Origin of the sequence: Salipaludibacillus daqingensis (genome assembly GCF_029891575.1) — a bacterium.
GTDB classification, from domain to species: domain Bacteria; phylum Bacillota; class Bacilli; order Bacillales; family Salisediminibacteriaceae; genus Salipaludibacillus; species Salipaludibacillus daqingensis.
Genome location: NZ_JARZHF010000001.1, coordinates 285,434 through 309,303 on the forward strand (window position 1 = coordinate 285,434; position 23,870 = coordinate 309,303).

24 protein-coding genes and 1 riboswitch are annotated in these 23,870 nt (G+C 35.8%); of the genes, 10 read left to right on the forward strand and 14 right to left on the reverse strand.

Annotated features, from left to right (window positions below; genetic code table 11):
* The 9 genes from QDN89_RS01475 to QDN89_RS01515 all read right to left on the reverse strand — a co-directional run bounded on the left by QDN89_RS01475 (position 1) and on the right by QDN89_RS01515 (position 7,511).
* Positions 1–855 (reverse strand): purine-nucleoside phosphorylase, encoded by an 855-nt coding sequence (locus QDN89_RS01475; protein ID WP_425335359.1) that lies wholly within the window; start codon positions 853–855, stop codon positions 1–3.
* A gap of 8 nt (positions 856–863) precedes the next feature.
* Positions 864–1,670: a purine-nucleoside phosphorylase gene (locus QDN89_RS01480; RefSeq protein ID WP_425335368.1), complete on the reverse strand. Its 807-nt coding sequence runs from the start codon at positions 1,668–1,670 to the stop codon at positions 864–866.
* Between the two features lie 26 nt (positions 1,671–1,696).
* Complete coding sequence (deoB, locus tag QDN89_RS01485) at positions 1,697–2,881, reverse strand: phosphopentomutase (RefSeq protein ID WP_280768309.1); 1,185 nt, start codon at positions 2,879–2,881, stop codon at positions 1,697–1,699.
* 109 nt (positions 2,882–2,990) lie between these two features.
* Entirely contained in the window at positions 2,991–3,881 is an 891-nt protein-coding gene (xerD, locus tag QDN89_RS01490) for a site-specific tyrosine recombinase XerD (protein WP_280768310.1), read from the reverse strand.
* Positions 3,882–3,904: 23 nt separating this feature from the next.
* A complete protein-coding gene (locus QDN89_RS01495; protein ID WP_280768311.1) occupies positions 3,905–4,138 on the reverse strand; it encodes a YqzK family protein in 234 nt (77 codons plus the stop codon).
* A gap of 265 nt (positions 4,139–4,403) precedes the next feature.
* On the reverse strand, positions 4,404–4,838 hold the full coding sequence (fur, locus tag QDN89_RS01500; RefSeq protein ID WP_280768312.1) for a ferric iron uptake transcriptional regulator: 435 nt from the start codon (positions 4,836–4,838) through the stop codon (positions 4,404–4,406).
* 197 nt (positions 4,839–5,035) lie between these two features.
* Positions 5,036–5,677 (reverse strand): stage II sporulation protein M, encoded by a 642-nt coding sequence (gene spoIIM, locus QDN89_RS01505; RefSeq protein WP_280768313.1) that lies wholly within the window; start codon positions 5,675–5,677, stop codon positions 5,036–5,038.
* A gap of 102 nt (positions 5,678–5,779) precedes the next feature.
* Positions 5,780–6,958: an endonuclease Q family protein gene (locus tag QDN89_RS01510; protein WP_342394362.1), complete on the reverse strand. Its 1,179-nt coding sequence runs from the start codon at positions 6,956–6,958 to the stop codon at positions 5,780–5,782.
* 4 nt (positions 6,959–6,962) lie between these two features.
* Complete coding sequence (locus QDN89_RS01515; protein WP_280768314.1) at positions 6,963–7,511, reverse strand: NUDIX hydrolase; 549 nt, start codon at positions 7,509–7,511, stop codon at positions 6,963–6,965.
* 276 nt (positions 7,512–7,787) lie between these two features.
* Here QDN89_RS01515 and QDN89_RS01520 point away from each other — a divergent pair, with 276 nt between their 5' ends.
* The gene (locus tag QDN89_RS01520; protein WP_280768315.1) at positions 7,788–8,699 is read left to right on the forward strand and encodes an aldo/keto reductase; all 912 of its coding nucleotides are present in this window, start codon (positions 7,788–7,790) and stop codon (positions 8,697–8,699) included.
* Between the two features lie 433 nt (positions 8,700–9,132).
* On the opposite strand, the gene QDN89_RS01525 is transcribed toward QDN89_RS01520, so the two are convergent.
* Positions 9,133–9,783 (reverse strand): TlpA disulfide reductase family protein, encoded by a 651-nt coding sequence (locus QDN89_RS01525; protein WP_280768316.1) that lies wholly within the window; start codon positions 9,781–9,783, stop codon positions 9,133–9,135.
* A 424-nt stretch (positions 9,784–10,207) separates the two neighbouring features.
* Here QDN89_RS01525 and uppP point away from each other — a divergent pair, with 424 nt between their 5' ends.
* From uppP to QDN89_RS01540, 3 genes are all read left to right on the forward strand, one after another.
* Positions 10,208–11,038: an undecaprenyl-diphosphatase UppP gene (gene uppP / locus QDN89_RS01530; RefSeq protein WP_280768317.1), complete on the forward strand. Its 831-nt coding sequence runs from the start codon at positions 10,208–10,210 to the stop codon at positions 11,036–11,038.
* Between the two features lie 212 nt (positions 11,039–11,250).
* Positions 11,251–12,297: a permease gene (locus tag QDN89_RS01535; RefSeq protein WP_280768318.1), complete on the forward strand. Its 1,047-nt coding sequence runs from the start codon at positions 11,251–11,253 to the stop codon at positions 12,295–12,297.
* A 57-nt stretch (positions 12,298–12,354) separates the two neighbouring features.
* On the forward strand, positions 12,355–13,344 hold the full coding sequence (locus QDN89_RS01540) for a TIGR03943 family putative permease subunit (protein WP_280768319.1): 990 nt from the start codon (positions 12,355–12,357) through the stop codon (positions 13,342–13,344).
* A gap of 270 nt (positions 13,345–13,614) precedes the next feature.
* Here the strand turns inward: QDN89_RS01540 and QDN89_RS01545 are convergent, their stop codons facing one another.
* Positions 13,615–14,142 (reverse strand): PTS sugar transporter subunit IIA, encoded by a 528-nt coding sequence (locus tag QDN89_RS01545; RefSeq protein WP_280768320.1) that lies wholly within the window; start codon positions 14,140–14,142, stop codon positions 13,615–13,617.
* 226 nt (positions 14,143–14,368) lie between these two features.
* Positions 14,369–14,470, forward strand: a riboswitch (purine riboswitch).
* Positions 14,471–14,632: 162 nt separating this feature from the next.
* On the opposite strand from QDN89_RS01545, the gene QDN89_RS01550 reads away from it, so the two are divergent.
* On the forward strand, positions 14,633–15,223 hold the full coding sequence (locus QDN89_RS01550) for a xanthine phosphoribosyltransferase (protein ID WP_280768321.1): 591 nt from the start codon (positions 14,633–14,635) through the stop codon (positions 15,221–15,223).
* 11 nt (positions 15,224–15,234) lie between these two features.
* Positions 15,235–16,752 (forward strand): NCS2 family permease, encoded by a 1,518-nt coding sequence (locus QDN89_RS01555; RefSeq protein WP_280768322.1) that lies wholly within the window; start codon positions 15,235–15,237, stop codon positions 16,750–16,752.
* Between the two features lie 46 nt (positions 16,753–16,798).
* Here the strand turns inward: QDN89_RS01555 and QDN89_RS01560 are convergent, their stop codons facing one another.
* Together QDN89_RS01560 and QDN89_RS01565 are read right to left on the reverse strand one after the other, a co-directional pair.
* Positions 16,799–17,680 (reverse strand): Cof-type HAD-IIB family hydrolase, encoded by an 882-nt coding sequence (locus QDN89_RS01560; protein ID WP_280768323.1) that lies wholly within the window; start codon positions 17,678–17,680, stop codon positions 16,799–16,801.
* A gap of 58 nt (positions 17,681–17,738) precedes the next feature.
* Entirely contained in the window at positions 17,739–18,482 is a 744-nt protein-coding gene (locus QDN89_RS01565; RefSeq protein ID WP_280768324.1) for an SDR family oxidoreductase, read from the reverse strand.
* A 230-nt stretch (positions 18,483–18,712) separates the two neighbouring features.
* Here QDN89_RS01565 and QDN89_RS01570 point away from each other — a divergent pair, with 230 nt between their 5' ends.
* The 4 genes from QDN89_RS01570 to QDN89_RS01585 are packed head-to-tail and all read left to right on the forward strand — an operon-like array spanning position 18,713 to position 22,801.
* Positions 18,713–19,501 carry a carotenoid biosynthesis protein gene (locus tag QDN89_RS01570; RefSeq protein WP_280768325.1) on the forward strand — a complete coding sequence of 263 codons (789 nt, stop codon included), beginning with the start codon at positions 18,713–18,715 and terminating at the stop codon, positions 19,499–19,501.
* On the forward strand, positions 19,494–20,216 hold the full coding sequence (locus QDN89_RS01575) for a lysophospholipid acyltransferase family protein (RefSeq protein ID WP_280768326.1): 723 nt from the start codon (positions 19,494–19,496) through the stop codon (positions 20,214–20,216). Before QDN89_RS01570 ends, QDN89_RS01575 begins: the two co-directional genes overlap by 8 nt.
* Before the next feature lie 3 nt (positions 20,217–20,219).
* Positions 20,220–21,326: a glycosyltransferase family 2 protein gene (locus QDN89_RS01580; protein ID WP_280768327.1), complete on the forward strand. Its 1,107-nt coding sequence runs from the start codon at positions 20,220–20,222 to the stop codon at positions 21,324–21,326.
* Positions 21,323–22,801 carry a phytoene desaturase family protein gene (locus QDN89_RS01585; RefSeq protein WP_280768328.1) on the forward strand — a complete coding sequence of 493 codons (1,479 nt, stop codon included), beginning with the start codon at positions 21,323–21,325 and terminating at the stop codon, positions 22,799–22,801. The genes QDN89_RS01580 and QDN89_RS01585 overlap by 4 nt, the downstream gene beginning before the upstream one ends.
* 124 nt (positions 22,802–22,925) lie before the next feature.
* Here QDN89_RS01585 and QDN89_RS01590 read toward each other — a convergent pair whose 3' ends face one another.
* Positions 22,926–23,762: a phytoene/squalene synthase family protein gene (locus QDN89_RS01590; protein ID WP_280768329.1), complete on the reverse strand. Its 837-nt coding sequence runs from the start codon at positions 23,760–23,762 to the stop codon at positions 22,926–22,928.
* Between the last annotated feature and the right edge of the window lie 108 nt (positions 23,763–23,870).

Genomic DNA, 23,870 nt, shown 5'->3' on the forward strand with positions numbered 1-23,870 from the left:
TTATTCCTCCTCTTTTTGATTCCACAAACGTCGGTCCCCAGATGCCAAGACATGACGAACTAATGCTTTAAATCTTGGTTTGGCCTTCGCAGCAACTTCCATTACTTCTTGATGGGTGATTCCTTCAATTGTTTCACCTATAGCCATATCTGTAATACAAGAAATTCCTAATATATTCATAGACATGTGCCTAGCAACCATAGCTTCCGGAACAGTCGACATTCCTACCACGTCGCCTCCTAATTTTCGTAACATGATTAGTTCCGCACCTGACATGTAAGTTGGACCACTCACCGCTGCATATACACCTCGTTGGATCGTTTGTCCTAACTTCTCAGCAGCTTCAAACGCATGGTCTCGTAATGCAGGTGTATACGTTGTACTCATATCAGGAAAACGAGGACCATATTCGTCTAAATTTTCACCAATAAGTGGGTTCCCACCAGTGAAGTTAATGTGATCATCTATAATCATCAAGTCACCGGGTTGAAAATTCTCATTCATTCCTCCACATGCATTCGTAACAATTAAACTTTCACATCCAAGTTCTTTCATGACTCGAACTGGAAATGTTATTTCTTGCATGGAGTAACCTTCATAGAAGTGAAACCTTCCTTGCATAGCCATAACAGGAATTCCTTCTAATGTTCCAACAACAAGTTGACCTTTGTGCCCTGCAACCGTCGAAGTCGGAAAATGCGGGATATTTTCATATGAAAGGTAAACAGCTTTCTCTATTTCATCTGCTAAGTCGCCTAAGCCTGAACCTAAAATTAATCCTACAATCGGTTTCATCTCTGCTTGTTGTTTTATCCACTCTGCTGATTCTTGAATCATCTTTACAGTTGTCATCATTTCACCTCTTAATTCAATTTACCAACAATTTGTTTCACAAATTGAAGGAAATCTGCTCTGACTTGTTCGGTTGTTTCCATTACTTCATCATGAGTCAAAGGTTGATCTAGAATTCCAGCCGCCATATTGGAAATACATGAAATTCCAAGTACGTTCATATCGCTATGTCGAGCGACGATCACTTCAGGGACAGTGGACATACCGACGGCATCTCCTCCCATTGCTCTTAACATTCGAATTTCTGCAGGCGTCTCATACGTTGGTCCAGTATTTCCTACATAGACACCTTGTTGAACGTTTAAATTAATTTCATTAGCCACATTTTTTGCTAACTCAACTAATTCCTTTGAATAAGCTGTGGACATATCTGGAAAACGGACGCCTAAGCTATCATCATTAGGTCCAATCAACGGATTAGAACCAAACATATTTAGGTGATCAGTAATAATCATTAAATTCCCAGGTTTATAGTCTTCATTTATTCCTCCAGCAGCATTTGTAACAATCAATTCTTCGACCCCAATTGCTTTCATAACTCGTACTGGTAAAGTCACAAGATCCATGGAGTAACCTTCATAATAATGAAAGCGACCTTGCATAGCCACAACTGTTTTCCCTTGGAGCTCACCTACAACTAACTGTCCTTTATGACCTGCAACAGTTGACGTTGGGAATCCGGGGATTTCATTGTAAGGGATTTCTACAGGATCAGTAATTTCATCTGCTAATACTCCTAATCCTGAACCGAGGATAAGTCCAATCGTCGGTTTTGCATTTAGTTTTTTTTCGATATACTTCTTCGCTTCATCAATCATTTCATAATGAATCATTTTACCATCTCCTATTTCAATTCTTCTAGAAAGCTCGTGCCAAATTTCGGTAGAGCTACATTAAAGTTATCTGCTACCGTTGCACCAATATCTGCAAATGATTTTCTAATTCCAAGGGATTTTCCAGTCGTCATTTCCTTGTTAAAAACAAGTAGTGGAACGTATTCTCTCGTATGATCTGTTCCATGGTGAATCGGATCATTTCCATGGTCAGCTGTAATGATTAACAAATCGTCTTCTTTCAGGTTTTCTAGCACCTCAGGCAGTCGAGCATCGAATTCCTCCAAAGCATTGCCATATCCAATCGGATCACGGCGATGACCAAACTTCGCATCGAAGTCAACCAAGTTAAGAAAACTTAATCCATTGAAATCCATCGCAATTGTTTCATTCAACTTATCCATGCCATCCATGTTAGAGGTTGTTCGAAGTGATTGTGTAATCCCTTCACCATCATAAATATCAGCTATTTTCCCAATACCTATGGAATCATACCCACTATCTTTCAACTCATTCATGACGGTTCTACCAAAGGGTTTCAATGCATAATCATGTCGATTCGCTGTTCGCTCCCAGTTTCCTGGCTGTCCAAGAAACGGTCTTGCAATCACACGTCCGACCATATATTTTTCATCCAAAGTAAGTTGACGAGCCATCTTACATATTTCCCAAAGTTCTTCTGCTGGTATCACTTCTTCATGAGCAGCAATCTGAAGCACTGAGTCTGCTGATGTGTAAACAATTAAATCGCCAGTTTTCATATGTTCTTCCCCTAATTCATCAAGGATTTCCGTCCCCGATGCAGGTTTATTCCCTAAAACTTTACGTCCTGTCCGTTCTTCGATTTCCTGAATTAGTTCTGATGGAAATCCCTCTGGGAATGTTCTAAATGGCGTATCAATATGAAGTCCCATGATCTCCCAATGTCCTGTCATCGTATCTTTACCAACTGATAACTCTTCCATTTTTCCAAAATAAGCTTGAGGATCGTTGATTTCTTGGCCACCTTCGTACTGTTTAATTTGAGTCAAACCTAAACGATCCAAATGCGGCATTGTCAAACCATCCATCTTCTCTGCAATATGTCCAAGGGTATCGGCTCCTTCATCATTAAATGCTTTCGCATCTGGTGCTTCTCCAATCCCTACTGAATCCATAACTACTAAAAAAATACGATTAAATTTCTTTTGACTCATATTCTTCCTCCTCAGTTCTCTTTTGGTCTTTGTCATACTATACCCTAGATCATCCCAACCAATCGATACATGCATCGATGTCTGAGGTCAGACATCTTCAACGAAAAAATTAAGCTCTTGGATGGTATTTCGAGTACACTTCTCTCATTCTTACCTTTGTCACATGGGTATATATTTGTGTTGTAGAAATATCCGCATGACCTAACATCTCTTGTACAGCTCTCAAGTCTGCTCCATTTTCTAATAAATGAGTGGCGAACGAGTGTCTTAATGTATGCGGCGTTACTTTCTTGTCTATCTTAGCATCTTTTGCTAATTGTTTAAGTACTTTCCAAAAACCTTGTCTACTTAACGGTCTACCATGATGATTTACAAACAGAAAATCGTGATGGTTTTTTTTCATTAGAGTTGGGCGGCTTTCTTCTAAATAAGAACCTAAAGCGTCAGAGGCAATTTCACCTATAGGAATAATTCGCTCTTTATTCCCTTTACCAAGACACCGGATAAATCCCATTTGTAAGTGAAGATCCGAAAGTTTCATGCTGCATAGTTCACTCACTCTCACTCCAGTAGCATAAAGCAATTCAAACATCGCTTTATTTCTAATTCCTAGCATAGTTGGATTTTTTGCTGCCTCAAGTAAGGCATCTACTTCTGTTGTGGAAAGAATTTTGGGTAGATTTTTATCAGGTCTAGGCATCTCAATATGCAAGGAAGGGTCGTGTGAGACAACCGCTTCTCTAATTAGGAATTGATGAAAAGTCCTAATAGAAGATAGCATTCGAGACATCGTTGAACTCGCTCTACCTTGATCATTTAAATGATGCAAAAAATAAAGAATCGTTGATTTTTTTACATCATTAAAAGCCTTTACATTCTCCACATTTTCTAAATAACTAATGTAAGTAGATAAATCTCTCTCATAGGCTTTTGTAGAATTTTGAGCTAGGCCTTTCTCCACTACTAAATAATGAATAAACGCTTTCAATTCTTCTTTCAATTAGTGGCCCCACCTTTCTTTACTTATTCACCATCAACAAGAAATAATCGTAAACGTTCGATGGGTAGCCATTCTTCTTGTACATCTAATGAAGATGGAGAAACCACTTTCATAGATCTTCCTTGAGGTTCATCATATCGATGGTACTCTTTATATTCGTCACTCACCCATAGAATACCATAATAAAAAAGCAACGTGCACCCCATGAACAATAAAAATAACCATATCATTTGAAAAAAACGAAAATAACTTTGCATAGTCATCCCTCTTTTTGTGTAAATCTATTGATATTTAAGGATATGTCCATGCCTTTGTCTTCTATACATATTTTCCTAATATTCATTGTATACTTTCTTTTGAACAATTTAAATCAACTTGTGAAAACTTTTCTCGCATGAAAGAACGAGACATTATCAAATATTATTCCTCATTTTCATTTAAAAACGTACAAAAAAAGCAGCTTTGTATAAAGATACGAATGAGCTGCTTTCAACCATTTAGTTAATATTTTAAACGTTAAAATCATTTACATCGATGACAGATGCCATGAAAAGTTAATCGATGATCTTTTATAACAAAGTTCCAGCGATCTTCCACTACTTTTTCCACATCCTCAAGTAAATCTTCTTGAATTTCATCAACTGAACCACATTCAATGCAAACAAGATGATGGTGGAAATGCGCAGCCCCTTCTTGTCTTAAATCGTATCTTGATACTCCATCACCAAAATTAATTTTGTCTACAACTTTAAGTTCTGTAAGAAGCTCTAAAGTACGATATACCGTTGCTAAACCAATCTCAGGATACTTTTCTTTCACAAGCATGTAAACATCTTCCGCACTCAAGTGATCATCCTCATGCTCAAGGAGAACTCGAACTGTCGCTTCACGTTGTGGTGTCAATTTATAGCTTTGAGAATGCAATTGTTTTTTTATACGTTCAATTCGTTGTTCCATCAGTTTTCCCCCTACAACTAACTTGTCGATATTCCTTTGACATTCTTTTAATGAAGCGAAAGGAACGGTAGCTCGTTAACGCTCTTCTAAAAATGACCTATTCTCACTTCATTATACTCTTTGAGAAAAAAAGGTGTCAAATAAGAATAGTTACAAAATTTTATTTATAACTATTATAATTTGATTTTCATTATAATTTAAAGAGCCCTCTCTACAAGAAATTGCATAACAACAGGAGTAACCAAAGCCTCAAATGCGGAGACAATCACAAGTCCTCCGCCAACTAAAAGGATAAACATTGTATATGATACAAATTGATGAAAAATTGGTTGATGTCCTCTGCTTACAATTTGTTTCCATATTTTTATGGAAAACGAAGTTGCTGTGGAAGCGACAAGAATAAAAATCGGAATTAAAAAGATATTTTGAGGGAAAACAGATGAAAATGCGAACAAAAAACCCTCAAACCCCATTTGATCCACAAGAAAACCTACCGTAAATCCAATCGTAAGACCTTTTATAAAAAGTAAGATGAATACAATAGGTAATCCTATGATGGATAAACCTAGGAACCAGATAAACCCTAGCACTTTAGAGTAGTAGGCAAAACTTTGTGTAAATATATCTCTAGCATTTGCAAATTCACCTTTCTCAACTTCACTAAAAAAAAGGGTCAAATAAGCATATAAATCATTTTTTTGCGAAAAACTCATGCTATTTACTATAATTGAACCAAAGACTACTCCCATAATTAATAAAACGGTAGTGAAAATAAATGTTGACCGATTATCTTCCCAGTAATATAACAATTTATTTTTTCTTATATAGGACTTTCCCATTCCGCGCCCCTCATTTCTATCATCTGAATATGTATCTATCAGAGTCTATGAAATGAAGATGGAAACTATGATAAAAATAAACAGTGTCCACTCTCTTACTATCTATAAAATTTTTCCTTTCACTCCTCCCCCTCCTGGCCTTATATGCAATTTACCTTTCCTCATCAAATCAATTTTTTCAACAGCGGAGTTCGAAACAACTTCTTTCAGTTTCGATGAAGGGACTTCATGTAACACTTTCATTTCTGAACCGAATCGACTAATAAGATCTTGAATCGTTTTTGGCCCTACGCTTGGAATCATTTCTAACGGAGCTTGGTGAAGATATGTTGGTCTATGGATGTTAATCATATTCTTCCCATTTTGTTTCGATGATAATTCTTGAACTCTATCGCTCACTCCTTTTACGACAGAATTTCTTTCATGATCGTCACACTTATTTTCACTACCAATACAAAAATCACACACCGTTTGATAATACTTCACTAATTTTGGGCTTAATCCTACATTTTTGAGTATTTTTCTCTCGTTTTTTGTTTGCAATACTTTACCTAGCTCTATAAAAGATGGCTCTTTACATAATATAACTTGATGTTCCCGAGCGATCATTTTCACAGAATGCGCATCTGAATTCGTCAAAAAAGGAAATGGATCTAATTCAGGAAGTGTTCTTGCCATATGTGTATCTGAACTCAATCCAAGTTCAACGGCATCGATTTGTTTTATTTCAAACACCTCTTCCATGTAGGTATCTACGCCTTTCCCATAGACACTTTTAAACGGAGTAAATACGTGGGCAGGAATGAACCACCCACCTCCATCTTTCACACGCTGTTGAAGGATTTTTGCTGAAATATAAATCCTTTGTGTACTTAAAGTGATATTTTTTATATACATTCGGCACCAATTGGAGAACGATCTCATGCTTTTAAGCGAAGGAAAATAACATAATACATGAATAGGACCTTTGCAATTTTGATCATATACTTCTATTTCAGCTCCAAGAATAATCGTTAGTTTCCCATCAACGAGTAAACCACCTTCTTGTAATTCTATAGCCCTTCCTTGTTGAATATAATCTTCTAACTCATTAAGTACCAAAGGAGAAAGACAATCAATCAAACCTATGACGTCCATTCCTTTGTGAAAGATCGCTTCCTCAATGACAGAATCGACATTCATTCGATTGGAGGCAGTAATTTTTACAGGTGCATTTTTTAATGTTCGACCTAAATGAATATGTAAATCCATATAATAAACTTGCAACTGTGTTTTATTCAATCTTCTACATTCCTTGTCTTTGATTTAATTGCCAATACTGAATCGCATAGATTGTTTTTGCATCATGAATTTCCTCAGATAAGATCATTTGATTCGCTTCTTCCAACGTTACGTCGACTCTTTCCACAAATTCATCTTCATCCATATTTACATTTCCAGTATGCAAATCTTCAGCCAAATAAACATAAACAATTTCATTTGCAAAACCAGGACTCGTGTAAAAAGAGTGTAATTTAGACCAATTCTTAGCTTTTACTCCCGTTTCTTCTTCCAATTCTCTTTTCGCACACTCAAGAGGATCTTCTCCTGATTCTAACTTTCCAGCAGGTATTTCTGCTATTGCTTTTTCTAAAGCTTTCCGATACTGTTTTACCAAGATTAACTTTCCTTCGTTTGTAAAAGATATAACAGCAACCGCCCCTGGATGATGTATTATTTCTCGCTTACTTTCTTCTCCATTTGGTAATTGAACGTCTTGAACTTCAAGATCTATAATCTTCCCTTTAAAAATAGATTTCGTTCGAATTGTTGTTTCTTTTAAATGATCATTCATTTTAATGTCCTCCATTATTCGTTATCAGTTATTCCATTTAGCATATCAAAGTAATCTCCATATTTCATTATGAACAAATGATTAGGGACCAATGATTTTATCATTTATTTAACGATCATCGATTTTCCTTGTATAATTTGACTATAGTCTAAAGGTATATGTAGTCTCCTGTATCTTTGTTGAAAATAAACAATGTAGCATTATATAGTCCATAGTAAATAAGATCGAAGAATATTTACTGATTAATAAGGGTAAATAGCTTATGGAGGTGTATGTATGAAAAAAAATCAATTAGGAACATCGCAATTATATGTATCTGAGATCGGATTAGGCTGTATGTCCTTATCAGAAGACCACAAAACAAATAAAAGCATCATTGACGAAGCAATTGATAGAGGTATCAATTATTTCGATACAGCTGATTTATATCAGTTTGGGTTTAATGAAGAAACTGTTGGTAAGGCGTTGAAAGGAAAAAGAAACGACATCATTCTTGCATCAAAAGGTGGAAATGAATGGGGGAGTGGAATTGATGGATGGCGATGGAACCCAAGAAAGAGCTACATAAAAGAAGCTCTAAAAAATTCTTTAAAGCGGTTAGATGTGGATTATCTTGACCTTTACCAATTACACGGGGGAACAATTGATGACCCTATCGATGAAGTTATTGAAGCGTTTGACGAACTAGTTGAAGAAGGTACGGTACGCTATTATGGCATCTCTTCTATCCGTCCAAACGTGATTAAGCAATTTGCCGAAAAATCACAAATAATAAGTGTGATGATGCAGTATAGTCTGTTGGATAGACGACCTGAAGAATGGTTTTCATTATTCGAAAAACATGACATTTCTGTTATTGCTCGTGGGCCAGTTGCCAAAGGACTTTTAACAAATAATTTCAAAAATAAAATTAGTGACAAAGGTTATCTAGATTATACAAAACAAGAACTCGAAAATATATTACCTGAACTAAGTAACATAGCTGCAGATAAAGGAATGACAATGCAACAAATGGCATTAAGATATATTATAGACCAAACTCCTGTTTCAACAGCTATTACAGGTGCGAGTAAACGTTCACAAATCATTGATAACGTTCAAAGTGCCGAAGCATCGACACTTTCTAAAGAGTTCGTGGAAAATATACAAGCGATCGTAAAGAAAACGACTTACGAAAATCATCGATAATCTTAACAAGGTCTCAAGGTATAAACTTGAGACCTTGTTTATTTTGGGGAGGAAGGGGTAACCCTCATTTACTTCCTTTCATTTGTGCGATCCTCTCGCTCCGAGTACAATGACTATCCTTTCCTTCCTTTCCCCATTCTCTTCCATCCAGAAAGTCTATTAACTCTTTTATTCCCGCTATTCAAAGAGAAATTTATAGCAAAAGACCTTATTCTATCTTAAGAAATACTTGGCTAATCGCTATAACTTGGCGAAAGCCTTCGTTTTTTATACTTTAGCCCTTTAACAAATTTAAACTTTCTAAAAGCATAAAAAGCCAGATCTCAAAAATGAGATCTGGCTTTCCACTTGTATCATATTTAGGTGATGTTGAACAAACCTATTCTTTCAAAACGCTCTTTGCTGTTTCACTCTAATAGCTGATATTTTCCTGTTAAGAAGTTTGCTCCTCTTCATAGCTCCTCTTCACATCAAGATAATAGTTTTCTAATAGTTCATAGTTGATAAACCCTTGTCTTCGCACAGCCACTCGACCATCTGGATCGATAATATATGTTGTTGGCATCACAAGTATCTCATAATCTCGAAGAATTATTTCATTTTCATCCAATGCTGTATAAAAAGGGATATTAAAATCATCGACAAATTGCTGTACATCATCCATATTTCGTTCTTGTGTCGTCATATTAACCCCGATCATCTCGACACCTTCATCTTCATATTTTTCGTAAAAATCAATAAAATCAGGCATTTCGTCACGGCAAGGTGGGCACCATGTTGCCCACATATTTACAACAACATAGTTACCTCGAAAATCAGATAAGGTAATTGGATCTTCACTTTCTAAATTAGCTAAAGTAAAATCTTTTGCCATCATTCCAGGTGTGGTTCCTTCTTCATCTTTTGGATCATACTCTTCAAATTCATCACTTCCTAGATCCCTCTCAACACCACCAGTATTCAAATACTCATCTAATAGCTCTTGATTGTGATTCGCTTCCCGTTGATTATCATAAACAACAAATGCTCCAACCCCTATAGCAGCAATGAAAATAGCGATACTAAACCATTGTTTCGCTTGCATAATCACATCTTCCTTCCCATCAAATTAGCTTGTAATTCTAATCATTGTAGTTATTTAATCATGTCTCATTAATTTATTCATATAAATAAAACAAGCTATATTATCCTTCAGATTTTCACTCTAATTATAAGCATTTACGATCATTTTTTAAAGAATGATGCTTTTTTTAAAATAACTATACTTTATTACCTTAAGCTTTGGTAAAATAACAAATGGTAGATTAGATGAGATTAACTTCCATGCCATCACAATAAAAAGATGCTTAGGCAATGTCTTCATTCAAGACCATACCACCATTCATACAATAAAGCATTCGTTAGCCTATTCATACTATCTTATCTCATCAATCCAGTTTTTCGATTTTTAATATCATTATAATGAAAAATAATGAACAACCTATTTAGCTTATGAGAGGAAGATCACATTGACATTATTTGAAGCAATTGTTTTTGGCATCATTCAAGGGATTACAGAATTTCTCCCTGTATCAAGTACGGCTCATATCGTCATAACGCAGTTGGTATTTGGATATACATTTCCTGGACTGGCTTTTGAAATCTATTTACATCTTGCCTCTGTACTAGCAGTAGTCATGTATTTTTGGAAAGACCTTTGGAATGTAATTGAAGGATTTTTCAAATTTATTGTTAAACGATCAAATGAAGATCGAGTTCAGTTTTATTTTGGAGTGTATATCCTTATTGCAACAGTCATTACTGGTATTTTAGGAAAACTATTATCTGATAGTATAGGAGACGGTTTAAAATCACCTGCTATGATTGCTGGTGCTCTTACAGTCACTGGTTTTGCCCTTATTTTTATTGAGAGATTTCACAAAACTGGTCAAAAAGACGAATCTTCCATGACAGTCGTTGATGCAATTATCGTTGGATTAGGACAAACATTAGCTGTGATCCCAGGAATATCAAGATCGGGATCCACTCTTGTCATATCATTGTTAGTAGGATTAAATAGAGAAACGGCAGTACGCTATTCTTTTTTATTAGCGATCCCTGTCATTCTTGGTTCCAGCGTTTTGGCTCTAGATGATTTCTCAGCAGAAATGCTTGCTTACATTGGACCACTTAATCTATTCGTATCCTTTATCGTTACGTTTTTCTTTTCTATTCTTGGTATCATTTGGTTAATCCAATTTTTAAAACAAAGCAAGTTAATCTATTTTGCCATCTATTGTTTTATTGTTGCCATTCTCGTATATACGATGATAGATCCTGAAACGATTATCGACATTTAAAACTTATGCTAGTTATTGTTCGCTAGAAAATCTATTAATCAACAAAGTAAAAATTACTATTCATATGTTCATTTTAGAAGCCCGCAGTTTAAAAATCTACGGGTTTTCTTTCATCTATGTTACATCTTCTTAAAACTAATTTACGTCGTCGCTAACCTCTGCTAGAATGATTCACAGCTAATACTATTTTAATAAGAAGTCGAGGTCTATCTATGAAGAATAATAAAGGTACTCTTATTGGCAAGGACTTATTAGGCCTTGGTTTACTATTTTTATTTCTACTCCTATTTCTATTTAGTGAACAAGTGAGTACAAGTGAACAAATGGAATCTCTTCCAAATGCCATGGTCAATGTAAATACCATTTTTCTTAGTATCGTCATTGAAGCCATTCCATTTATTTTACTTGGGGTATTTATTTCAGCCCTTATACAAATGTATGTATCAGAAGAGACAATTCAACGCTTTTTACCTAAAAATGCTGTTGCTGCATTGGTTCCAGCTGCAATGCTCGGTGCGATTATTCCTTTATGTGAGTGTGCCATTGTCCCTGTCGTAAGGCGTCTTATACGGAAAGGCATGCCTCTGCACGTTGGAGTCGTATTTCTTGTAGCGGCACCGATTTTAAACCCAGTTGTTTTTGCATCCACTTTTTTTGCTTTTCGAAATAATCCCACCATTCTTTACTCAAGAATGGGACTAGCTTTTGTATTATCGATTATTATTGGGGCGATCATATTAAAGTTATTTAAAAATAAACCGGATCAACTTCGGCAAACGGCTAATATGTCCTTAGCTAGTCATCACGTTCATGTTGAAGGAATTCAACCTCAGCGAAAAAAAGCAACCATCTTAACACAAGTTCGAGACACCCTTTACCATGCTGTAGACGAATTTTTTATGATGGGAAAGTATTTGATCTTAGGCGCGTTTATCGCGGCATTATTTCAAACATTTCTCGACAGAAGTTTACTTGAAACAATTGGATCAAATGAATATTCGTCAACAGTCGTAATGATGGTTTTTGCATACCTTCTATCCTTATGTTCTGAAGCTGATGCATTTGTTGCATCATCATTCGGAAATCAGTTTACAGATCAATCATTGGTTGCTTTCTTAGTTTATGGACCTATGTTAGATTTAAAAAATACATTTATGCTATTTGCATTCTTTAAAGCAAGATTTGTTATCGCATTTATGATTATTGTTACATTTATTGTATTCGTTTCTGTTTTGTTATTATTCGGTTGGATATTGTAATGAATTTTCGATTAAAACAACGATACTATGATACTTTTCTTAAAGGAGGGCTTTCCATTGAAACCATATGATCATTCCTTTCATGCCTTTATTCAAGGCATCATTCTCATTGGATTCGCTTTACTCATGCTCGGATTGATTTTGTCAGGGAATATTGTTTATTATATTGCTCCTACAATGATGCCGTTCATCTACTTTTCCATGACTACATTTTTCTTTTTAGGTATCGTACAAGTTTTTCGCAGCACAAAAAAAGAAGATGACCATGACCACGACCATACAGCTTGTAACTGCGAACACGATCACCAAATTAATGGCCCGCCATGGGTAAAGGTAATGATTTATAGCATCTTTATTCTTCCTGTTATTTTCGGATTTGCTCTTCCTGATCGAGGGCTAGATAGTTCTGTCGCTGCTAACCGTGGCATGCAACTTGGTTCTGGAATTAATGAGGAAATTTCTAAAAAGAGTGCGAATAAAAAAGAAACAGTAGAGAGTTCAGACAGTGAAGAAGAAGTGTCTCGTGTCGATGATTATTTAGACGATCCAGAAGGGTATATCGACAGTTTAGGCTCAAGCTCTGACGATCTACAAGATGAAGATCACTATGTCATCGAAGATTTATACGATGAAGAATGGTTTGATGACTATTATGTTGAACTAGCAGAAGAAATGATGGACGAAGATATCATCGTTGTCACAGAAAAAAACTATTTAGATATGATGACTATCTTTGATCTTTATTTAGATAAATTTATAGGAAAAGAAATTGAAATTGCTGGCTTCACCTTTCGCGAGCGAGATTTTGATAGCAATCAAATTGTTGCTGCTCGTTTTTCTATGACTTGCTGTACAGCTGATGCTGGAGTTTATGGAACGTTAATCGAGTCAAGTGAAGCAGAAAATTACGATGATGATACGTGGATTTCAGCAAGTGGAACGATTGAAAAAGATGAATACAACGGTCAAACCGTTCCTGTTATTACAAACGCAACAATTTTTGAAATTGAAGAACCAGATAGTCCTTACGTTTATCCAAGTTTTTAATAGAAACTCACAGCAACTTAGATGACTATACGACTTGTTTCCAAGATATTTGATAAAAGATTTAAAATAATGCACACAAAAGGTTTGCCTTTCACCAGAATGTCGGTGAAAGGCAAAGACAAGGTTTATAATGATATAGGGTTCGCACTTCTGGCGGTGAACTTAAGGAAGAACACCGCCAGAACAAAATCCTTTTTATAATCAAACAAAACGCATCCGACTATCAGTTTTGATAATCGGACGCGTTTTTTTACTATTATTGCATTATCATTACTTTGTTGTAATTGTCATGATAGTTGTTTCTCCAGCAGTTGCTTGTTGATTTTCTTGTTTATCAATATTACTTACAATATCTCCATTCGTAATTATCACAGGTGTAATGGTACTCTCTGCTTTCTCATTCACTAAGTCCATATCAAATTCAATCAGTTTATCACCTTTTGCGACTTTATCTCCTTCTTTCACAAAAGATTTAAAGCCTTCTCCTTGCATGTTAACAGTTTCAATTCCAATGTGAATTAGAATTTCAATCCCATTGACTGTTTTAATACCGACAGCATGTTTGGTTGGGAATAATTGCATGATCTCTCCGTGGACTGGAGACACAATCACACCTTCTGATGGTTTAATAGCAAGACCATCTCCCATCATTTTTTCTGCAAAGGTAGGATCAGGAACTTCAGACAATGAAACAACCTCTCCTGTTGCAGGACTTGCTAATACATCTTTTCCATCCGCTTCTGGCATTTCAACTGTTTTAGCTTCTTTCTTATCTAAACCAAATAATTTTTTAAGCATTATTATCACCTTTCCTGTTCGTATTCTTGTATGTACACGTTCCACGTTAAAGCATATTCTAAACAAAAAAAAACCCTATGTAAACCTCTAACATCATTTGTCATCAGATTGTAGCATTTTCACTATTTGGTCCCTCCCCTTAAACACGAATAATATTTAATTATTATTGATATTCATTCGTAAAAAAGACTTGATTCACTATAAACATATGATATAATCAATCCATCTTCACCAAAAACACATTACTCGTATAACTGTGAGAATATGGCTCACGAGTCTCTACCAAACAACCATTAATTGTTTGCCTACGAGTGACAAAAATTGAGTAGCTTACGGATAGGCAGCACTGCCTTTCTTTTTTTCCGTACGCTTATTTCATTGATTTCCCTTCATTGATGCTCGATATTTTGTTCACTCCTTACAATAGTGGTGAATAAAATATCGAGTTTTTTGTTTTTTGTACATACATACTTTATCTAGGAGGATTTTTATGCAACGTTTAAAACAGTTTATAGAAAAAGAAGGCTCGGTAATAAATGATCAAGTCCTAAAGGTTGATTCATTCCTTAACCATGCCATTCACCCTCAACTAATGAAACAGATTGGCGAGGAATTCTCCCATCGTTTTCAGCATGATGGTATTACTAAAATAGTAACTTTAGAGTCATCAGGAATTGCCCCGGCATTGATGGCATCATTAGCACTTAATTGCGAGCTTGTTTTTGCCAGAAAACGAAAATCAATGACGATGACTGATCATCTTTACACTTCTTCTGTTCATTCTTTTACTAAAAATCAAGTGAACGATATCTCTGTCAGTAAAAACCTTCTTGAAAAAGGAGAAAGAATTCTTATTATTGATGACTTTTTGGCAAACGGTCAAGCAGCACTAGGCTTAATTGATCTTGTCAATCAAGCTCAAGCTAACGTAATTGGACTCGGTATTGTTATTGAAAAATCGTTTCAACCTGGAAGAGAAATATTAGAGAAAAAAGGATATAGAGTGGAGTCATTAGCGCGAATTGCTCATTTATCAGAGGGGAAAGCAACTTTTCTAGAATCTATTACATCAGCTAATTAGGAGTGAAGATTATGTCAGTTAACAAAGTAAATTATCCGTGGTTTATAAAAGAAGATATTGATGCTTTTTTTACATTGTTTCAAAATAATTTGGCCAATTTTGTTATTATCGCAGTAACGATGCTCGGATTAGGTTTTCCAGCTTCTCTTGTTTTTGGCAAAGTCATTCCTGGTGCAGCTGTTGCTGTTATATTCGGAAATATTTATTATGCGTATATGGCTAACCGGTTAGCTAATAAGGAACAGAGAACCGATGTAACCGCCCTTTCATATGGAATTAGTACTCCTGTTATGTTCATCTTTTTGTTCGGGGTTCTCGTTCCTGCTAACGCCTTTACTGGTGATCCAGAATTAGCTTGGAGAATTGCTTTAGCTGCAGCTTTTATCAGTGGGTTGATTGAAGTATTAGCTAGTTTTACTGGTAAATGGTTACAAAGAAACATACCGAGAGCAGCGATGCTTGGAGCCTTAGCTGGTGTTGCACTAACCTTTATTGCAGGTGAAATGCTGTTTACTTCTTTTGAAATGCCTGTTGTCGGTTTGTTTGTTTTAGCGGTGATTCTTATTGGAATTGTTGGAAAAGTTGCTTTGCCTTTTCGAATTCCAGCTTCCCTTTTTGCAATGATCATTGGAACCGGATTGGCTTTTGGTCTTGGTTATGCTGATATTAGTGCAATAAATGAAGGAATGTCTCATTTAGGATTTTATCCTATTCTCCCATCCATTGATGTATTTCAGGGATTCCAATACTTATTTGGTGCAATGATTGCTCTTCTTGCTGTTATTCTTCCGATCACTATTTATAATGCTGTAGAAACGATGAATAACGTAGAAGCGATGAAAGCAGAAGGCGATGATTATGATGTAAGAGAGTGTCAAGCTGTTGATGGTATAGGAACGATGATTGGTGCTATATTCGGAGGCATGTTCCCAACTACTGTTTACATTGCCACTGTCGGATCTAAAAAGATGGGCGCTGGTCGTGGCTATAGCTTGTTAAATGCTGGCGTTTTCACAATTGCTGCCTCATTTGGAATCATTGCTGCCCTTAGTGCAATCATTCCTGTTGCTGTCGTTGCACCTATATTAGTGTTCGTTGGTATTTCCATGGTTTCATCAGCTTTTAGTAATAATAAAGAAAAATATTATCCAGCTGTGGCGATAGCCATGCTACCTTATTTTGCAAACTATTTAATGACGAGATTTAATAACCCATCTCCCGAAGCTATTGCTGATTTATCTGCTGGTATTGTTCCATTAGGACAAGGGGCCATGTTTACAGCAATTATTCTCGGAGCTATTACTGTATTTATTATTGATCATCAATTTCACCGCGCAGCAATTTTTTCGTTTGCAGGTGCATTTCTGAGCTTTATCGGTCTCATGCATGCCCCTAGCTTAGAGTTTGCAGCAGCCATGGATTTTGCAATCGGATATGCGTTTATCGGCATTTTCTTTGGCGCTTATTACTTAAAAGATATTCGAGTTAAAGCTCAATCAAAAGAGAAGGCTGACGCTAAAGCTGCATAACGAAAAAGCATCGACCTAATTTTGGTCGATGCTTTTTTTACGTCTGTTATACAGACCTATGAACTTTAGAAATGACCGAGCGTATAGCATCGGCAACACCATCTTCACTATTTGGTTTAGTAATAATATCACACATATTTTTGATTTCTGTTTCTGCGTTTCCCATAGCTACTGACAAACCTGCTTTTTTCATCATCGATACATCATTGTAATTGTCTCCAATAGCCATCGTTTGCGCTAATACTGTTCCATATTCCTTTGCTATTATTTCTATTCCTTTCCCTTTTGTAGCTAAGTTGTGAGTGATTTCCAAGTTGTCTTTTGCTGAAGCACTAATACTTACGTCAAGCTCATTTTCTATTCGCTTTTTTGCTCGCTCTCTTCTTGTTTCATCTTTTGAAAAAGCTAACAATTTAAATAAATCATATTGCGGGTATTCCAACAATCTTTTGTAATCATTCGTTCGATTCACGGAACCTTCTTGAAATCTTTTTTCAGCTAATTGCATTGCTTCGTCATAAGAATTAAATTCACCTGTTGTTAACAATAAATCAATAACTAAGTCCAACCCTTGTTTATCATCATTTGTATAGGCACCTTTTGACGTATAAATTTCAAAATAAATGCTTTCTTCCTTAAGGATTCGATCCATGATGTTAAACTGTTCCATTGATAATGTTTGTTGGTGGATAATTTCTCCATCTTCTTTTCGTAAATCCGCTCCATTTACACAAATAAGCGGTAACCTTAAGCCCGCCTCTTTCAAAGGATAAGCAGCTTCGGTATAATCTCTTCCTGTCGCAACAACAACATGGATCCCTGCTTTTTGTGCCTCTTTAATTGCGAGAATATTCTCTTTAGAAACCGATCGACCATCATTTAATAAAGTTCCATCCATATCCGTTGCAATCAATTGTATGTTTGTCATTTTTCAGTCTCCTCGAAAATCAATATATCGTCGATAGTACGCCACTTTTGAATAAAGATCAATGATTATAAATCATTTTACGCGTCATCCCACCATCAATCACAAGGTTCTCCCCGGTAATAAAATCATTGTCAGGTGACGATAAAAAGAAACATGCACGAGCAATGTCTTCTGGTTTTCCCACCCGTTTCGACCAATGTTGTTCATGGTCAATCGTTCTTAGTTGTTGATATTTATCGTTTTGAATCCAACCTGGACTGATCGCATTCACCCTTATCTCCATATCAGATAAACTAGCTGCCAAAGCATGAGTCAGGGAAACGATTGCTCCTTTGGAAGCAGCATAAGCTTCGCTGCCAGGTTCGGACATATTTGCCCTTGTGGAAGCAATATTTATAATCGAACTTCCTTTTTTCAAAAATCTTGCTCCAAGTTTTGAAAAAAGAAATGCACTACGGACATTTGTATTCATAATCATATCCCAATCTTCTATAGTAATCTCGTCTAATGGATGGAAGGATGATACTCCAGCATTATTAATAATCACATCTAATGTAATATTTTCTAACTCTATTTTATGAAACAATGATTGAATATCTTCAAGTTTAGAAACATCTATCGTCACATGCGTGCAGCTTAACCCTCTAGTTTTTAGGTCTTTCTCTAAATGAAGTCCTTCTTTTTCGAGAATATCAATGAGCCAAACGTGAAATCCCTTTACGGCAAATTGTTCTGCTATTGCTTTTCCAATTCCTCTTGCTGCTCCAGTTACAATAACTTGTTTCTCCATGTTATGTTTCATCATTATATCCCCTTCTGTTTTCATAAAATTGCATGTTGTTGTACAATTTTTCCACCGTCATATATAATTTAACATAGTAACTATATTTAAAGTTTGTTTAAATAAAGCTGATATCCATCCTTAATAGAATGATGAATGCACTAGTCTATCTGTTTATCAAGCTTTAGACTTCACCGGAGGATCCGATCAGCTTTTTTCATTTAAACACACTTTTTAAAGGAGTATTAAACATGCCAGCAAAATTTGACGTTTACTTGTTTCGATTTTTTGTGATTTGGTACACAATTGGTGTTTTCCTTCTATCGTTTGATTTGGTGCCTCCATGGCTTGAATGGGCCAATGTCGTCTTTTTAATTACTTCTGGTCTTTTAGCGGTCGTATATTTTTACAGAAGCGGTTCCAAAGTCAATAGCATCATTGCTATCATTGTCATTTTCTTTCTTTCTATGGCTATCGAAAGTTTTGGAGTTCATACAGGACTATTTTTCGGTGATTATACATATAAAACAGATTTTGGTCCAAAAGTAATTGGAGTCCCTATCACGATTGGATTTGCTTGGCTGATGGTTATGGGAACCTCACATGTCCTTGCTGCACCTATTATTAACGTCGTTTCTCGCTTCAAAGCATTGATTTATGCAAGTTATGGTGCATTTATTGCCACATCATTAGATCTAATTATAGATCCTGTAGCTTATGATGCAAAACAATATTGGGTCTGGAATGAACCTGGTTTATATTATAACATCCCATTTTCTAACTTTTATGGATGGTTTATCTTATCTTTTGTCCTTCACATTGTTATTTACGGATTATTTTTCCGCTCAAATCAATGGATAAATATAAGATCTGTATTTTGGCGTAACAACATGGTGAAATTATACGTAATGATGGCAGGTATGTTCATCATCATTGCCCTCGTGAACAAATTATGGCTTGCATCTATCGTCTCATTATCGACACTTTGCATTATCTATCTTATTTACTTCAAGCTTAGAAGGATGATTGCAAATGATTAAAGCAGATAAAAAAAAAGCGTTTCAAAAATTATTTCACTTTTACAATCGTTTTTTAATAAGCAGATCTTTTCATCACATTTCCATTTCCAAAAATTCATGGGTTCCTACTACTAATCATGGAATTTATTTGATGAATCATAGTTCATGGTGGGACTCCCTCATTTTATTCTATTTAAACCAAGAAAAGCTAAAACTAGATGGAATAGCAATGATGGCAGAGGAAGGGTTACAAAGATTTCCCTTTTTTCGAAAAATCGGAGCTTTTTCTGTTGATCCAACATCGAGAAGATCACTTCTCGAGTCATTAAACTATGCTTCAGACCAATTACAACATGACAAACATCTGTTTTTGTTCCCTCAAGGCGAAGAATCTCACCTTGAAAAGCGTCCGTTTACATTTTTCTCTGGTGCCGCATACCTTCAGGAAAAAGTTCCTTCTACACCTGTCATCCCTATTGTTTTTTACCATGGCTTATTTCATCATCAACTTCCAGAGTGGTATATTCATATCGGTCAACCGATGACCTTCCCAGAAGGTGCTAATCGAAAAGAGAAAACATTCATTTTTGAACAGAATGTAGAAGATGAATTAAATCAATTAAAACAAATGGTCATGTCAGATCAACCTGATCAGTTCCTCGTTTTATTACGTGGGAAGCAAGGTATTGGGCAGAGGTGGGAAAATATGAAAAAACGATGGAAACGAGAGGATTAATAGATGCTATCTATATATGTTATCATCCTAATTCTTATACTTGTTTGGACAATAGTAAACGGATTCAGTCTCCCTTTGCTGAAAACATCATCAAATAAAGAACTAGATAAGAACAAAAAAGTATCTATTCTCATTCCGATGAGAAACGAGGAAAGAAATATCGCTCCACTCATTGATTCTCTAAAAGAGTTAACTTACGAAAATATGGAATTTATTTTTCTTAATGACGGCTCGAAAGATCGCACGAAAGAACTTTTCTATGAAAAAATAGAAGCTGACAATCGTTTTACTCTCATCGAAGGGAAGCCATTACCATCAGAATGGATTGGAAAAGTTCATGCTTGTTATCAGCTCTCGAAAAAAACAACGGGCGATTATTTGCTATTTTTAGATGCTGATGTAAGAGTCCATCCCAGAACTATTGAAAGAAGCTTACAAGCTTTCTCCACTAACACTGGGTTAGTTACTGGGTTTCCTCGTTATCCATTAAAGAGCTTTCTCGGGCATTTGCTCGTACCGATGCAACATTTTGTTGTCTATTTACACTTGCCTGTATTTCTTGCTAATTTAACGACTTGGCCCGCTGCAACTGCTGCTCACGGCGCGTATATGATGTTTCGTCGTGACGCTTACGAAAAAGCGGGTGGACACGAAAAGGTTAAAAATTCATTAGTGGAAGATGTGCATATTACGAGAGAAATCAAAAAAAACGGGTATCAAGTAAAGCTTGTAAACAACACAAACACGGTACTTTGTCATATGTATGAAACGAATAAAGAGGTTTGGGAAGGCTTTTCTAAAAATCTCTTTCCTGGACTTGGTCGAAATCCTTTCCTTGTGATAGCACTAGTGATTTTCTATTTTATTTTTATGATCTTCCCTTTTCCATTAGCTATTTATGGGATCTTCACGTTGGATTTCCTTCTCATCTTGCCTCTTTTACTAACGATGATGATCAAGTTATTTATTGATATTATGACAAGACAAAAATGGTGGCTATTTGTCGTTACACCATTTTCGTTATTTTTTATGGTATTACTTATGGTTTATTCCACCTATTTAGGATTATCTAACAAAGGATTCACATGGAAAGGAAGAACCTATCAATGAACACACAAAAGCAAGCTGTCGTCATAGGAGGTGGATTAGCAGGATTATCTGCCGCCATCCGCCTCCAATATGAAGGATTTCAAACAACAATATTGGAGAAAAATAATGATATCGGTGGGAAGTTGCATGAAGTTAGCCTAGGAACGCATCGATTCGACTTTGGTCCGAATACAATTACGATGCCCCACGTGTTTCAATCTGTTCTATCTGATGTAGGTGAAAATCCCGATAACTATTTCCAATTTGTTCCATTAGAAACACATACGAAGAATGTTTTTGAAGATGGTTCTCACCTCTATTTTTCTTCTAATCACGAAAAAATGATCGACGAGTTAAGTCGTCTTGATGCTCAATCAGCTTTGAACTATCCTCAATATTTAAAAGAAGTTAAAAAACTTTACCAATTAGCGAACCATCATTTTTTCCACCGAACTTTTTCTTCTTGGAAAGACTATTTATCGATTCCATTGGCGAAATCTATGTTGTCTGCAAAACCAATGGAAAACCTAGACCACTTTCACCGGAAATTTTTCAAGGATGAACGTATCATTCGCGCTTTTAATCGTTATGCTACATATATTGGTTCTTCTCCGTACAATGCTCCTGCTACGTTTGGTTTGATTGGTCATTTGGAGATGGGCGACGGGGTTTATTATACAAAGGGAGGAAATGCACAAATTGCTGCCGGATTTAAAAATGCAGCCGAAAAATTAGGCGTAACCATTTTATGTAATGAAGAAGTGATTAAAGGCCATGCAGTTAATAAACAACTCACTTCCGTTGAAACCTTAAGTGGAGAGAGATACCATGCTGATGTTTTTGTTTTAAACGGAGATTTGCTTACACAATATCCAAGATTAATAAACGAGAGTGATCGCCCATCTTTTTCAAATAAAAAAGTCGATAGTTATGAGCCGTCCATTTCCGCATTTGTCATCCTTGCTGCTACGTCAGAAAGATTTGACCTTCACCACCACCAAGTTTACTTTGGGAATGAAGTGAAACAGGAGTTCAACGATATTTTCAAAAAAGGGCTATATGGTACGGATCCTACTATTTACTTATGTACCTCTTCAAAGACTGAACCTTCTATGTCACCAGATGGGGACAACTTATTTATTTTAGTAAATGCACCGCCACTAAAAAATAGAAACAACGAAATGTTTGATCGAATGGAAATGGAACAAAGAATTTATCAACATCTTGAAGCAAAAGGTCTGTCTATTCGTCCTTCGTTGGAACAGTCCAAAGTCGTCGATCCTCAAACTTTAGCAAATAACTATTATGCATACAGAGGAGCTCTTTATGGTGTTGCTTCAAATAGAAGAAAAGATACGTTTTTAAGGCCATATAACCGCTCACAAGATTTACACAACTTATTTTTTGCAGGTGGGAGTACTCATCCTGGTGGTGGCTCACCAATGGTCGTCCTTAGTGGACAAAATGTTGCGAAACGGATTATTCAAGAATACTAACAAAGTATATTTTTGTGTTCAAAGCTACGATTTCGTTGCACTACAAAACGAAATTGCAATATTTATTATTACCATCGAAACAAAAAAGAAGGAGAACCTAATTACTGGTTTTCCTTCTTTCCATTTAACTTTCTATAGCACTTAATATTTGCTTTTTTTCTCGACTTGAAACAAATGCGCGTTTATGAAAAACATCGTAGTCATTTGCCCTCACAGAATTTAAAATTTCACGATAAAAATGTGCAGCAGCTTTCACTGGCATCCTAGCATTTAATGGATATAAGTGCATTAATTCAAGGCCTTCCTGATAATAATTTTCCGCTAGATGAGCTAATTCTTCCCATAAAGAGATGAATGATTCATTCACCTGTTTATTATTTAACATCATATGTGTATAACCATGATCTTTCATCAATTGAGTAGGTATATAAATACGATCACGCTCGAAATCTTCCCCAATGTCTCGTAAAATATTCGTGATTTGCATGGCATATCCTAATGAAACGGCACTTTGTTTCAACTGCTCTTGATTTGTTGGAGACAAAATAGGCAATAACATCAACCCTACCGTACTAGCAACGTGATAAGAGTAATTGATTAATTCATCCACCGATTCATATCGATTTTTTTTCAAATCCATTTCTTGACCATAAATCATCTCATAAAATGGTTTAATATCAAATGTGAAATTTTTAAATGTATCTTCTAATGCAATCCAAAGGAAAGAAGAATCAGGTTGCTTTCCTAGTATAAACATATCAAGTTGATGCTTGAATTTCTTAAGTTCTTCTTCTGGATTGATCCCTTCATCAACAATATCATCTGCTTTTCGACAAAACGCATAAACTGCCCATACAGCTTGACGCTTTTTCTTAGGTAAATGTTGGAATGCTTTCGCAAATGTTTTCGAATGATACTCAATAACATTCTTACATTGAAGATATGCATCATTAACGAGCATCGCCTTCCTCTCCTTTCTAAGTATCTTTTTTATAAAGGAATAATCAATTACACTTTTGAATAATAGGAGAAAAAACGAATAAATAAATGATTGAAATAAGATTTTTCT